We start from the raw sequence: 13,116 nt of genomic DNA, 5'->3' as shown, positions 1-13,116 counted from the left end.
AGGGTCGAGGACGCCGGCGGCTCCGGGGGCCGGCGCGCCGGTCCGCGGGCCCCGTCTCAGCGCAGCTTGCCGAAGAACTCGCGAACGTCGCCGACCAGCAGGTCCGGCGCCTCCATCGAGAGGAAGTGCCCGCCCTCGCCGAGTTCGGTCCAGTGCACGATGTTGTGGTCGCGCTCGGCCCATCGGCGGATGGTCACGTCGTGGGCGGAGACCAGCGCACCGGTCGGCACCGTCCCGCGCTGAGCCACCGCCCAGTCGCCCGTCCAGTCGCCCGCGCCGCCGTCTGTGCCCCCGCCCCAGCCGGCGCCGTCACCGGAGCCGTCGCTCCACTGGTCGGCGGTCCCGCTCCAGGCGCTGGCGGAGATCTCCTCGTAGTACACCTGCGCCGCCGATCCGGCCGTGCCGGTGAGCCAGTAGATCGAGACGTCGGTGAGGATGCGGTCGCGGTCGACGCTGTCCTCGGGGAGACCGTCTTCGGGGTCGGTGAGCTCCTTGAACTTCTCGACGATCCAGGCGAGCTGGCCGACCGGGGAGTCGTGCAGGCCGTACGCCACCGTCTGCGGGCGTTTGGAGTTGCACTGCAGGTAGCCGTCGTTGAAGTTCTGCATCGCCTGCCAGCGCCGCTGCTCGGTCTCGGTGAGGCCGTCCATCTCGCCTTCCGCGCCGACAGGGAAGGTGATCATGCCGTTCATGTGGACGCCGATGACATGGTCGGGGGCCTGCCTGCCGATTTCGGGGGCGACCCATGAGCCGGTGTCATAGCCCTGCACGCCGTACCTGCCGTAGCCGAGCCGGGCCATCAGCCGTGCGAACAGCCCGGCCATGCGGGCGGGGCCCATGCCCGGCCCGGCCAGCGGGGTGGAGAACCCGAATCCCGGCAACGACGGGATCACCAGGTGGAAGGCGGTGGCCGGGTCCCCGCCGTGCGCGCGGGGATCCGACAGCGGCCCGATGACGTCGAGGAAGTCCACGACCCCGCCCGGCCAGCCGTGCAACAGCAGCAGCGCGACGGCGTCGGGCTCGGGTGAGCGCACGTGCAGGAAGTGGATGTCCTGCCCGTCGACGGCGGCGACGTACTGCGGATGCTCGTTGATCGCCGCCTCGTGGGTCCGCCAGTCGTAGCCGGTGCGCCAGTATTCGGCGAGCTCCTTCAGGTATCCCACCGGCACACCCCGGCTCCAGCCGACCCCCGGAAGCTCGTCCGGCCAGCGGGTGTTCGCCAGCCGAGCGCTCAGGTCGTCGAGCTGGGCCTGGGGGATGTCGATGCGGAACGGGCGGATCTCCACGCCCTGCTGCGGGTTCGTCATGTCGGCAACGCTATGGACCGGTTAGGACAGTTGCGGTCCTAAGGATCGGGCAATCTTGACGGCATGGTGGACACCTCCGCACGGCTGCTGAAACTGCTGTCGCTCCTGCAGACGCACCGCGACTGGTCGGGCGCCGAACTCGCCGAGCGGCTGGGCGTCACCTCGCGTACGGTCCGCCGCGACGTGGAACGGCTGCGCGGGCTCGGTTACCCCGTGAACGCCACCCGGGGCTCCGCCGGCTACCGGCTGGGCGCCGGTGCGTCGTTGCCGCCGCTGCTGCTCGACGACGACGAGGCGGTCGCGGTGGCGGTCGGGCTGCGCACTGCGGCGGGTGGCTCGGTCTCCGGGATCGAGGAGACCTCGCTTCGGGCGCTCACGAAACTCGAGCAGGTGCTGCCGTCCCGGCTGCGTCACCGGGTCGGCACCCTGCACGCCGCGACCGTCCGGGTCGGCGGCGTCGGCCCCACGGTGAGCCCGGACACGCTGATGGCGATCGCGGACGCCTGCCGCCGCCACGAGCGGCTGCGTTTCGACTACGCCGGCCCACGGGACGCGGCCACGATCCGGTCGGTCGAACCGCACAGCCTGGTCAGCTTCGGCCGGCACTGGTATCTCGTGGCCTGGGACACCGACCGCGAGGACTGGCGCACCTTCCGGGTGGACCGGCTGACTCCCCGCGCCCCCACCGGCCCGCGGTTCGCCCCCAGGCAACCGCCCGACGGCGACGTCGCGGCCTACCTGGCACGCCGGCTGTCCTCGCGGACCTGGCCCTTCCAGGCGACCGTCACCCTGCACGAGTCCGCCGAGGCCGTCGCCGACCGGGTCTGGCCCGGCATGGGCGTCGTCGAGGCCGTCGACGACCACAGGTGCCTGCTGCACGTCGGCGCCGAAACCCCGTCCGCCCTGGTCTGGATGATCACCTCGGTGGACGTCGGCTTCACCCTCACCAGCGGCCCGCCGGAGCTCGCGGACGCCCTCCGCGCCCAGGCCGCCCGCTGTCTGCACGCCGTACGGGCGAGGTGATCGTTCTCTCGAGGCCGTCGCCGGGCGATGTCCTCAGTCGCCTTGGCCGTCTCCTGCGCCAGGTCCTTGACCTCGCCGGCCACCACTGCGAAGCCCTTGCCCGCCTCCCCGGCACGCGCCGCCTCGATGGTGGCGTTCAGTGCCAGGAGGTTGGTCTGCTCGGCGATCGAAGTGATCGCCTTCACCACGCTGCCGATCTCGGCAGAGGAGTCGCCCAGCTCGGCCATCAGCGCATTGGTGCGCCCGGCCGTCGCGACCGCCTCGCCCGCCACGTCCGCGGCGGCGAGGCCCAGCAGGGCGATGCCGACGACCAGGGTGAGCGAGGATTCGGAGCACGCTCCCGAGCGGACTGCCGCGCGTCCGCCTTATCCGGGATCGACCGCTGGATCTCCGGCGATCGGCGGTGTGACGTTAGACGCCGGATGTGCGGGTAACAGCACCGCATGCCGGACATCCTGCCCGAGGAGGCGCTGCGCCACGCCGTGGACCTGCTGGTCCGCCTGGTCGAAGCGGCTGGGGTGATCATCATCTTCGCCGGTGCGGCGGTGGCCTTCGTCCGGTTCGTCGTGGCCGCGGTGAGGCGCTCCGCCGACGACGGGTTCATCTCCGTCCGCCTGTTCCTGGGGCGCTTCCTGGCACTGGGCCTGGAGTTCCAGCTAGCCGGGGACGTACTCCGCACGGCCATCGCGCCGAGCTTCACGCAGATCGGGCAACTGGCGGCGATCGCGGCGATCCGGACCGCGCTGAACTTCTTCCTGAGCCGGGAGATCGAACAGGAGGGCCGCTCGGTGGAGCAGGCCCGTCGCCGTCGCACGCCCGACGCCGCGGACGGCTGAGATCCTCGGGTGCGCGGGCAGGCGCCCGAGGACGGCGGGATCGCGGATCCCGCCCTGCCGTTCCCGGATCAGATCCTGCGGTCGGCGAGTGCCAGGCGCGGCCGGGCGGGGGACCCCGGCCTGGCCACGGGCAGCCCCGCTTCGCGCCACTGCTGGAAGCCGCCGATGACGTCGGTGGCGGCGGTGAGCCCGATGTCGTGGAGCGCCGCGGCCGCCAGCGACGAGGAGTAGCCCTCGTCGCAGATGATGATCCATCGCAGGTCGGCCGAGACCGCCTCGGCGATGCGGGCCGGGCAGGCCGGGTCGAGCCGCCATTCGAGATGGTTGCGTTCGATGACGATCGCACCGGTGATCTCCCCGTCGGCCGCCCGCTGGTACGCCGGCCGGATGTCCACGATCAGCCCGCGGTCCCGGGCCGCCCACCAGGCCTCCTGCGGGGACAACCGCTTCAGCCTGCCGCGCGCCCTGTCGAGGAAGTCGTCGATTCCGCTCATGACACTCCAGGACGGGCCGGGGGCCGGCTCCCGGCGACGATGGGACGGGGGCCGCGGGGATCGGCTCGCCGATGACGGGGACGCCGGGGGCTCATCCCGCGGACGCGCGCGGTGAAATCGGCAACGCGTCAACCCCTCCATAAAGAGAATCGCGATCCGGCTGATTATCGAATGAAAACGAGAGTCGTGGGGTGTGGAAAAACGGGAATGTTCGGGTCCGCCGGAGAACCTACACGAGAGCCCATGTTCGATCAAGGGTTGGTTCGGCGCCGCTCATTTGCTGTTTTCGCCGGGACTGCTTCCGCCGGCCGCCCGTTGATTTGCGAAGGCGCGTCCGGCCGGTGACGGTCCCCGTGTGAGGCGCCGTGGCGGGGGACGGGTAGGTTCCAGGGCATGACGGATCATCGCCGTTCGATCCCGCGCACGGACGTCCTGCTCGCCGATCCACGGCTGGGCGAGGCGCGGCTGCGGCTGGGGACGGAACGGGTCAAGGGCATGATCATCGCCGCGCAGCGGCGCGCCAGGGAGGGGGAGATCACCCCTGGGGAGATCATGACGGCCGTGCTGGCCGCGTTGCCGGCGAGCGCCGCCGGGCTGCGGCCGGTGATCAATGCCACGGGCGTGCTGCTCCACACCAACCTGGGGCGGGCCCCGCTGTCGGCCGCGGCCCGCCAGGCGATGGAGCTGGCCGCCGGGGTCACCGACATCGAGTTCGACCTCGCCACGGGTTCCCGCGGCAGGCGGGGGCGTACGGCTCTCGCCGCGCTGGCCGCCGCCGTACCCGAGGCCGAGGGCGTGCACGTGGTGAACAACAACGCCGCGGCCCTCATCCTGGCGGCCACGGCACTCGCCTCGGGGCGGGAGGTCGTCATCAGCCGGGGCGAGCTCATCGAAATCGGTGACGGCTTCCGGCTCCCCGAGCTGCTGGTCTCCACCGGGGCGCGGCTGCGGGAGGTCGGCACGACCAACCGCAGCGTCACCCGCGACTACGCGGCGGCGATCGGTCCCGAGACCGGGATGGTGCTGAAGGTCCACCCGTCCAACTACCAGGTCCGGGGATTCACCTCGGCCGTTCCGGTCACCGAGCTGGCGGTGTTGTGCCGGGAGCGCGGCGTCCCTCTCGTGGCCGACGCCGGATCCGGGCTGTTGCGTCCCGAGCCGCTGCTGCCCGAGGAGCCCGACGTGACCACATGGCTGCGACAGGGCGCCGACCTGGTCACCACCAGCGGGGACAAGCTGCTCGGCGGCCCGCAGAGCGGGCTGCTCTTCGGCCGCGCGGATCTCGTCGAGCGGTTGCGCCGCCACCCGCTGGCGCGGGCGCTGCGTGTGGACAAGACCACCCTGGCCGCGCTGGAGGCCACGGTCGGCGGACCCGACACGCCCACCCGGGAGGCGCTGCACGCCGACCCGGCGGCATTGCGCGGGCGGGCCGAGAAGCTGGCGGCACGGCTGTGCGACAGGGGGATCGACGCCACGGCGGTCGACAGCCTGGGCGTGGTCGGCGGCGGGGGAGCGCCGGAGGTCTCCCTGCGGAGCGCCGCCGTCGCCCTCGACGAGGGCTTGGCCGCGCCCCTCCGCCGGGGGGAACCTCCGGTCCTCGGCCGGGTCGAGCGCGGCCGTTGCCTGCTCGACCTGCGGGCCGTCCCGGAAGCCGACGACGAGAGGTTGCTGGAGGCCGTCATCGGAGTGGCGGAGTCCGCGGGGGAACGGCCGCGGAGCGCCCCGACCGGCGGGTGAGTCGCGCCCCGGTCGGCGGACCGTCTCCGCCGCGTCAGCGGCTCACGTCGTCGGGTCCGATGCCGCGGTCTTTGAGCAGGGCGTCGAGTTTCGCCTCGATGCGCTCGTCGCTCTCCTTCGACTGGGACGATCCCCAGTAATACAGCATGGCGAGTCCGGCCGCCTGCCAGATCAGCTGCAGGAACTCCGACTGCCAGTTTTCGAAGCTGGAGGCGAGGAACTGGGGAAGGTATTCCGACCAGGCGAAGGGCCGGCCGTGCTCGGACTGCTCGTTCTGGAACGAGATCAACTGGAAGACGAATTGCCCAATCCAGGAGAACGCGAAGAACGCCCCCGTCACCAGGGCGAACGAATAGGCTCGCGCGAAGCGCGGTTTGTGAAATGGCGGGCCGGGCCGGTTCTTCTCCCGTCGTGCTTCCTGCAGCATGGCTCTCCTTCCCACGGGCACAACGGGCACCAGCTTCCCGGCGGCTCCCATTCGAAACGGCGGGGACGGCCTCCCGGCCTCTCCGGTGGTGAGCGTTCGAGTGCCGGGCGGAGCGGCGAACGGCTGTTCAGCCGCGAGGCGAGGACGCGGGTCCCTGCGTGACGGCGGGCCGTACGGCGGCCATGACGAAGCCGCTCGCCGGGCGGGCCACGGCGGTTCCTTCCTCGCCGGTCGGCGCGGGTTTGCCTGACCGGGGACGGGGCAGCGTCCGCGGTATGGAAGACGTCGGGCGTGAAGAGCCGCCGGGGATCTGGCGGGCGCGGGCGCACGGGGTGTTCAACGTGCTGTCGGGCCTGTGGCCGCTGGTGCACCTGCCCAGCTTCGAGAAGGTCTTCGGTCCCAAGGAGGACGACTGGCTGGTCCGTACGGTGGCCGGGTTGCTGGTCGGGGTGGGCTGGGCCCAGCTGCGCGCCGCGGCCACCCCCGAGGGCGTCGGGCACGCCCGGCGGATCGGGGTCGCCACCGCGGCGACCCTGCTCGCCATCGACATGATCTACGTGCCCCGGGGACGGATCAGGGCCACCTACCTGCTCGACGCGGCGGCGGAGGCCGCGTGGCTCGCGGTGTGGCGCCGGCGCACCGGTCACGACTCGGCCTGCGGCCGGTCCTGACCTCGGCCGGTCGATCGTCGCGGGTGCGGAGCCCCGCGGGGCGACGGCGGCATCGTGCCGGCCCGCCTGTACGGCCTCACCGGTGACTCCCGCTTCCTGGAGGCAGAGCGCCGCGGGGCCGGTTTCATCCGCGCGGTCAGCGCCGTCACCGGCAGGCGCGCCGTCCCCCCGCGCCGCCTCCGTCCCGTTCGTCTCCGAGGACCGCCCCGGCGGCCGGAACCGCCGCCCGTCCCGACCGGCCGGCCGCCCGTCCCGACCGGCCGGCCGCCCGTCCCGACCGGCCGGCCGCCCTCAGTCGTACGCCTCGGCCGCCGCGCGCAGGGCGGTCAGCACCTCCTTCGGGTCGTAGCCGGCGGGCTCACCCGGCAGGTAGGTGACCGAGATCAGGTCGCCGCCGTAGGGGAAGGCGCCGTGGCGCTCGTAGACGGACCAGGAGACGGGGGAACGGCGGTCGATCCCGACGTCGATCCCCTCCATCGGGGCCAGGCCGATCAGCATCTGCACGCTGTCCAGCCGGGCGGTCCGCACGCCGTCCTGCTCGATCGCGAGGTCCCACCGGTAGCCGGGCAGGGCCTGCGCCGTGAGCGAGACGACGCGGGCGCCGGGCCGTACGAACTCGCCCGCCACCTCCCACAGCACGCCGTACTCGTTGTAGGCCAGGCGGACCCGGCCGTCCTCGATGTAGAGGCAGTAACCGCCGCCCTGGTCGCCGTGAGCCACCAGCACGCCCTGGTCGCCGGGGCCGTGCGTGAGCCGGATGTCCACCCGGAAGTCACGGAACGCGACGAGCTGGGCGGCGCGGTAGCGCTCCAGGGTGGGCGTGCCGGGCAGCAGGACGACCGGTTCGGCGAAAGCCGCCTCTGACGGCGGGCGGGCGGTCCACAGGTAGCCGGTGCCGTCGTCGAGGGGGAACACCTGGTTCTCCCCGGCCGCCCGTTCCCAGGCCGCGGCCAGCTCCTCCACCAGGTCGGGCCGTTCGGCGGCGAGGTCGCGGGTCTCGGTCGGGTCTGCGCGCAGGTCGTACAGCTCCCAGGGATCCTCGTCGTGGGGGCGTCCGGGCCGGTGCAGGGTGACCAGCTTCCAGCCGTCGCGGTAGAAGGCGCGGTTGCCGGTCATCTCGGCGTACTGCTCGGGGTGGGTGCTCGGCGCGGCCGGGTCGCCGAGCGCGTCGGCGAACGTGCGGCCGTCGAGTGAGGCGACGGGCTCGCCACGGTGCCGGTCCGGCCGGGAGATCCCGGCCAGGTCCAGGAGGGTGGGCAGGACGTCGGTGACGTACTGGTAGCGGGTACGCGTGCCCCCGCGGCCCTCGATCGGGCCCGCGGGCCAGGACAGCACGAACGGCACGCGCACGCCGCCCGCGTGGGTGGTGCCCTTGTAGAGCCGGAACGGCGTGTTGGAGGCCATGCCCCAGCCGCGGGTAGTGGACCATCGTCCGCGGTCCGCCGATCAGCCCCGGATCGCGGGGCACGTCGGGAGTCCAGTCGGCGGGCAGGGCCGCCCGCTGGACGAACTGCTTGAAGTAGGAGCGGGTGCCGCGCACCCCGCCCTCGCCGGTGCCGCCGTTGTCGGAGGTGAAGATCACTACGGTGTCGTCGAGCTCGCCGTACTGCTCGATCACCGTCAGCAGGCGGCCGAGGTTCTGGTCGACGTTGTCGACCATCGCGGCGTAGACCTCCTGGTAGCGGGCGAACAGTTCGCGCTCCTCCTCCGGCAGGGAGCCCCAGGCGGGTACGTCGTGGAACTGCTCGGAGGCGCGCGGCGGCAGCACCGCGCCCTCGGGGAAGAGACCGCTCGCGAGCTGGCGGGCGAAGCGCTCCTCGCGGAGCATGTCCCATCCCTTGGCATATTTTCCGCGATATTTGACGATGTCGGCGGGCTTCGCCTGGAGCGGGCCGTGCACCGCCGGATGGGCGAGGTAGAGGAAGTACGGCTTGCGCGCGTCGTGCGCCCGCAGCGATTTGATCATCCCGATGGCCTGGTCGGTCAGGTCGTCGGTGAGGTAGTAGCCCTCGGGGTAGGCGTCGACCTCGACGGGGGAGTTGTCGCGGACCAGCCGGTGCGGGTGGTGCAGGGAGGTCAGCCCCTCCAGGATGCCGTAGAAGCGGTCGAAGCCCTTCTGCGTCGGCCACGACGAGCGGGGCGCGCCGTCGTTCATGGTGGCGTCCTTGGTGAGGTGCCACTTGCCGACCGCGAAGGTGGCGTAGCCGGCCCCGCGCAGGATCTCCGGGAGCGTCGGCACGTCGTCGGCGATCTCGAAGGTGTAGCCCGGGAAGCCCGGGTCGGCGTTGGCGACGAACGCGTACCCCGCCCGGTGGTGGTTGAGCCCGGTCAGCAGCGAGGCGCGGGAGGGCGAGCACAGCGGGGTGGTGTGGTAGTTGGTGAATCGCAGACCGCCGGCGGCCAGCCGGTCCAGCGTCGGAGTCTCGATCTCCGCGCCGAACGGCCCGATGTCGGCGAAGCCCATGTCGTCGAGGAGGACCACGACGATGTTCGGCGCGCCCTCGGGGGCGCGGACCGGCTCGGGCCAGTGCGAGGTGGAGTCGGCCACCGTACGGCCGACGCGTTCGGGGAAACTCATGACGGCGTCCCTCTTGCAGGGGAAAGCCCCGGCCGCCTCAGGCGGCCGGGGCGGGGCGGGGTGGAGCGGAGCGGGTCAGGCGGCGACGGGTGAGTAGGCGGCGGCGTCGCCGGTCAGCACGGTGCTGGGCCGGCCGTCCACGCCGACGGGGACGTCCCCGGCGATGGTGACGCGGTGCAGGCGGCGCGGCCGGTCGCCGAAGTCGTGCACGACCCGGTGCTGGGTGGCCCGGTTGTCCCAGACGGCGACGTCGCCCGGGGCCCACCGCCAGCGCACGGTGTTCTCCACCGCCGTGACCTGGTCCTGGATCAGCCGGATGACCGAGGCCGAGGCCGAGGCCGACAGCCCGGACAGCCGCCTGGCGAAGTCGCCCAGCAGGATCGACCGCTCCCCGGTCTCGGGATGCACCCGCACGACCGGATGCTCGGTCTCGAAGACCGTGGAGGCGAAGACCTCCGCGTACGCCCGGGCCCGTTCGGGGTCCTCCGAGGCGGCTATCCGCGCGTAGTCGAACTGGTTGGTGTGCACGGCGCGCAGCCGCTCCACCAGCTCGCGCAGCTCGGCGGGCAGGTACTCGTAGGCGGTGACGGCGTTGGCCCACAGCGTGTCGCCGCCCGCCGCGGGCACGGTCACCGCGCGCAGCACGGAAGCCGCGGGCGGGCGGTCGACGAAGGTGACGTCGGTGTGCCACCGGTCGACCTTCTGGCCGCCGCTGTAGTCGAGGTCGAGGATGTGCGCGTTGCCGCCGAAGGCGGGCACGGTCGGGTGGGCGGTGGTCAGCTCGCCGAGCAGCCGGGCGAAGGCCGTCTGGCCGCGCTCGTCGAGGTGCTCCTGGCCGCGGAAGAAGATCACCTTGTGGGTGAGCAGGGCCAGGCGGATCTCGGCGACCACGTCGGCGGGCAGGTCGCCGGCGAGTCGCACGCCGGTGACCTCGGCGCCGATCCGGCCGGCGACGGGGGTGACGGACAGGGTGGACATGGGTGTGAGGTCCTTCCAGGAAAGGGATGGGCTATGGCTGGAAGGAACGACAGAGCGCGCTGGCCACGCGGCAGAAGTCCACGTGGCCGCGGGTGGTCAGCGGAACGGGGGTCGTCATGCCGCCAACCGTAGATCCGGCACGGAGAGAAGTCAACTGAATTGGTAGGAAATTAGGGTTTTTCTGGGCGGCGGCGCCGGGTGCGGCCGAGCCGGCCGCAGCGCGGACCGGGCCCGTCCCGCCTCCCGCCGGCTCCATGACGGCGCCCCGCCGCCGTCATGGCCGGTTCTTTACCCGCCGAACTCGCCACCCGCCGTCTTCCGGACCCTAGTGTGGAGAGAGTCGACGTTCACTATCGATGCGGATCACAGCGGGAGTGGGGAGCGATGACGCACAGGCCGCTGCCGCGCGACGAAGTTGAACGGCTGTACGAACTCGACGAGCTGGAGGCGTTGGAGCCCACCGCCGAGCCGCGCTTCGACGCCATCGCCGAGCTGGCCGCCCAGCTGTGTCAGACCCCGGTCGCGCTGGTCAACCTCGTGGGCGCCGACGGGCAGTACGTCAAAGGCCGTGCCGACCACGGCGGGATCGGCATCGACGCGCCGATCCCGTTCTGCCCGCACGTCATCATGGGCCGCGAGGTGCTGGAAGTGCCCGACGCGCCGACGGACCCGCGGTTCTGCGACGATCCCGTCGTCACGGGGAAGGCGGGGCTGCGCTTCTACGCCGGCGCACCGGTGATCAGCAGCCGCGGTCACGCTCTGGGCACGCTGTGCGTGCTGGACGTCCGGCCCCGCCGTCTGACGGCCGCACATCACCAGAGCCTGGTCACGCTGGCCGGCTACGTCGCCGATCTGCTGCGGCTGCGTTACTACAGCCGCCGCTTCGGCCAGGTCATCCGGCAACTGCACGAGGCCGAGGAGCTCAAGCATCAGTTCCTGCGCACCGTCAACCACGAGCTGCGCACCCCGCTGACCGCGATCAGCAGCTACCTCGAGCTGATCCACGACAGTGATCTGGACGCCGATGCGGAGCGTGGGTTCCTGGGCGTGATCGAGCGCAACAGCGACCGCCTGCTGGAGCTGATCGACGAACTCCTGCTGCTGGCCAGCCTCACCGCCCGCACCGTCCCCTTCCAGCCCGAGCGCGTCGATCTGGCCGCGGTGGTGCGCGAGACGGTCGTCGAGACCGTCGGCAAGGCCTGGATCAACGACGTGACGCTCACCGCGCACGCCCGGACCGAGGTGCCGGTCTGGGCCGACGCCCGGAAGCTGCGCCAGGCGCTGGGCCAGGTGCTGGACAACGCCGTCAAGTTCACCGCGGCCGGCGGGCAGGTCGAGGTGAGCGTCTCAGGGGATCCGGTGCCGACGGTGGAGGTCCGCGACACCGGCATGGGCATCCCCGAAGAGGACCTGCCGTATGTCGTCGAGGACTTCTACCGCGCCCGCGAGGCCGAGCAGCGGGCGATCGGCGGCAGCGGGGTGGGCCTGGCCATCGTGCGGAAGGTCATGCGGATGCACGACGGCGGCATGCACATCACCAGTGAACCGGGCGCCGGCACGTGTGTGCGCCTGGTGCTGCCCAGCCCGTCGGCGCAGCACTCCTGACCCCTGCACCGGCCTGACGGGCCGCATGGAGACAGAGGGCGATCATCGACGCCTAACCGTCGGCGCACCGGTAAGAAGGACGGCAAGAGGATGAGGGAGCGGGCCGGTGGACGATGAGCACGAGCAGATGCTGGGCGGTCTGATCGCCGCCCACCACCTGGCGGCCATGGAGGACCTGCCGGCTCTGGTCACCGGATACGCCAGCCTGGTCGGTTTCTACCAGCCGGTGCTGTACGTGGCCGATCTGCAGCACCAGTTCCTGGTGCCGCTGCCCGGCCAGCACGACGCCGACGGCAAAGCGCTCAAGCGCCTCCGCATCGACGCCACCATGGCGGGGAGGGCCTTCCGCAATCTGGAGATCGTCCAGGCACGGCTCGCCGACGACTCCTCAGAGGCCGAACCCGCCCCGATCCTCACCGATCAGGGCCCGCGGCGGTTGTGGCTGCCGATGCTGGACGGCACCGAACACATCGGCGTGCTGGGCCTGACCGCGCCCGGCGACGACGGGGCCGTCCGATGGCAGGCCGCCCAGCTGGCCTCTCTGACGGCGTTGCTGGTCTCCAGCAAACGCTCCACCAGCGACACCTACGCCCGCCTGGTGCGCGCGCAGCCGATGCAGCTGTCGGCCGAGGTGCTCTGGACGCTGCTGCCGGTGCGGACCTTCGCCACCGAGCGGGTGGTGGTCAGCGCCGCTCTGGAGCCGGCCTACGTCGTGGGCGGGGACGCCTTCGACTATGCCCTGGCGGGCGACACCCTGCACCTGTCGATCTTCGACGCCATGGGGCACGACACCGCCGCCGGGCTGACGGCCACCATCGCGATGGGCGCCTGCCGCAACAACCGCCGCCAGGGCGCCGATCTCCTGGCCACCAGCGAGGCCATCGACGCGGCCATCGCCGAACAGTTCGGCGCAGTGCGCTTCGCCACCGGGATCCTGGCCAGCCTCGACACCCGCACCGGCCTGCTGAGCTGGATCAACCGGGGCCACCACCCGCCGCTGGTGATCCGCGGCGGGCACGTCGTGGCCACGCTGGAGGCGGAACCCGATCCGCCGATGGGGCTCGGCATGGGCGCCTTCACCTCGCCCTCCCGCTACCAGCTGGAGCCGGGTGACCGGCTGCTGTTCTACACCGACGGGGTCATCGAGGCCAAGAACCCCGACGGCGAGGAGTTCGGCCTGGAGCGCTTCGCCGACTTCGTCATCCGCCGCGAGGCCGACGGCGCGTCGGCCCCCGAAACGCTGCGCCGGCTGATCCAGACCCTGCTGGAGCACCAGCAAGACCACCTCGACGACGACGCCACCGTACTGCTGGTCGAATGGCACAGCCAACGGCAGCATCAGTTCCTGCTGTGAGGCCGGACCGCCGGTGGAGTCGTCCATCGAACGGCGCGAGAGCAAGGAGCCCGACCGCATGCCGCCCCTTGCCCAGGGTGACCCGGCGTCTCCGTGATCCCGCCAC

General features: G+C 72.1%; 11 protein-coding genes and 2 pseudogenes. 6 read left to right on the top strand and 7 right to left on the bottom strand.

Annotation, left to right across the window (positions count from 1 at the left end):
• Positions 1 to 56: 56 nt before the first annotated feature.
• Positions 57 to 1,307, bottom strand: a complete 1,251-nt coding sequence (locus HS041_RS02585; RefSeq protein ID WP_196438912.1) for an epoxide hydrolase family protein — start codon at positions 1,305 to 1,307, stop codon at positions 57 to 59.
• A gap of 63 nt (positions 1,308 to 1,370) precedes the next feature.
• Here HS041_RS02585 and HS041_RS02580 point away from each other — a divergent pair, with 63 nt between their 5' ends.
• Positions 1,371 to 2,330: a helix-turn-helix transcriptional regulator gene (locus HS041_RS02580; RefSeq protein WP_196438911.1), complete on the top strand. Its 960-nt coding sequence runs from the start codon at positions 1,371 to 1,373 to the stop codon at positions 2,328 to 2,330.
• Between the two features lie 35 nt (positions 2,331 to 2,365).
• Here the strand turns inward: HS041_RS02580 and HS041_RS02575 are convergent.
• A pseudogene (locus HS041_RS02575) lies at positions 2,366 to 2,557 on the bottom strand (methyl-accepting chemotaxis protein); the annotation flags it as partial.
• 216 nt (positions 2,558 to 2,773) lie between these two features.
• Between HS041_RS02575 and HS041_RS02570 the strand changes: the two are divergent.
• Positions 2,774 to 3,166, top strand: coding sequence for a DUF1622 domain-containing protein (locus HS041_RS02570; protein WP_196438910.1), 393 nt, complete (start codon positions 2,774 to 2,776; stop codon positions 3,164 to 3,166).
• Positions 3,167 to 3,234: 68 nt separating this feature from the next.
• Here the strand turns inward: HS041_RS02570 and HS041_RS02565 are convergent, their stop codons facing one another.
• Entirely contained in the window at positions 3,235 to 3,660 is a 426-nt protein-coding gene (locus tag HS041_RS02565; RefSeq protein WP_196438909.1) for a rhodanese-like domain-containing protein, read from the bottom strand.
• Positions 3,661 to 4,053: 393 nt separating this feature from the next.
• Between HS041_RS02565 and selA the strand changes: the two genes are divergently transcribed.
• On the top strand, positions 4,054 to 5,397 hold the full coding sequence (selA, locus tag HS041_RS02560) for an L-seryl-tRNA(Sec) selenium transferase (protein ID WP_196438908.1): 1,344 nt from the start codon (positions 4,054 to 4,056) through the stop codon (positions 5,395 to 5,397).
• A 34-nt stretch (positions 5,398 to 5,431) separates the two neighbouring features.
• On the opposite strand, the gene HS041_RS02555 is transcribed toward selA, so the two are convergent.
• Complete coding sequence (locus HS041_RS02555) at positions 5,432 to 5,824, bottom strand: DUF6766 family protein (protein WP_196438907.1); 393 nt, start codon at positions 5,822 to 5,824, stop codon at positions 5,432 to 5,434.
• A 275-nt stretch (positions 5,825 to 6,099) separates the two neighbouring features.
• Here HS041_RS02555 and HS041_RS02550 point away from each other — a divergent pair, with 275 nt between their 5' ends.
• On the top strand, positions 6,100 to 6,495 hold the full coding sequence (locus HS041_RS02550) for a hypothetical protein (protein WP_196438906.1): 396 nt from the start codon (positions 6,100 to 6,102) through the stop codon (positions 6,493 to 6,495).
• A gap of 291 nt (positions 6,496 to 6,786) precedes the next feature.
• Here the strand turns inward: HS041_RS02550 and HS041_RS39125 are convergent, their stop codons facing one another.
• The 3 genes and pseudogenes from HS041_RS39125 to HS041_RS02540 form a co-directional block, all read right to left on the bottom strand.
• The gene (locus HS041_RS39125) at positions 6,787 to 7,899 is read right to left on the bottom strand and encodes a sulfatase/phosphatase domain-containing protein (protein WP_255529537.1); all 1,113 of its coding nucleotides are present in this window, start codon (positions 7,897 to 7,899) and stop codon (positions 6,787 to 6,789) included.
• Between the two features lie 193 nt (positions 7,900 to 8,092).
• A pseudogene (locus HS041_RS39120) lies at positions 8,093 to 8,959 on the bottom strand (sulfatase-like hydrolase/transferase); the annotation flags it as partial.
• A 189-nt stretch (positions 8,960 to 9,148) separates the two neighbouring features.
• A complete protein-coding gene (locus HS041_RS02540; protein ID WP_196438905.1) occupies positions 9,149 to 10,051 on the bottom strand; it encodes a TauD/TfdA dioxygenase family protein in 903 nt (300 codons plus the stop codon).
• 384 nt (positions 10,052 to 10,435) lie between these two features.
• Here HS041_RS02540 and HS041_RS02535 point away from each other — a divergent pair, with 384 nt between their 5' ends.
• Both HS041_RS02535 and HS041_RS02530 read left to right on the top strand, forming a co-directional pair.
• Positions 10,436 to 11,656: a GAF domain-containing sensor histidine kinase gene (locus tag HS041_RS02535; RefSeq protein ID WP_196438904.1), complete on the top strand. Its 1,221-nt coding sequence runs from the start codon at positions 10,436 to 10,438 to the stop codon at positions 11,654 to 11,656.
• 106 nt (positions 11,657 to 11,762) lie between these two features.
• Positions 11,763 to 13,010, top strand: a complete 1,248-nt coding sequence (locus HS041_RS02530) for a PP2C family protein-serine/threonine phosphatase (RefSeq protein WP_307845139.1) — start codon at positions 11,763 to 11,765, stop codon at positions 13,008 to 13,010.
• The last annotated feature ends 106 nt before the right edge of the window (positions 13,011 to 13,116 follow it).

This window comes from Planomonospora sp. ID67723 (assembly GCF_015711605.1).
Taxonomy (GTDB): domain Bacteria; phylum Actinomycetota; class Actinomycetes; order Streptosporangiales; family Streptosporangiaceae; genus Planomonospora_A.
The sequence above is the reverse complement of the archived record's forward strand: the minus strand, read 5'-3'. Positions and strand labels throughout refer to the sequence as shown.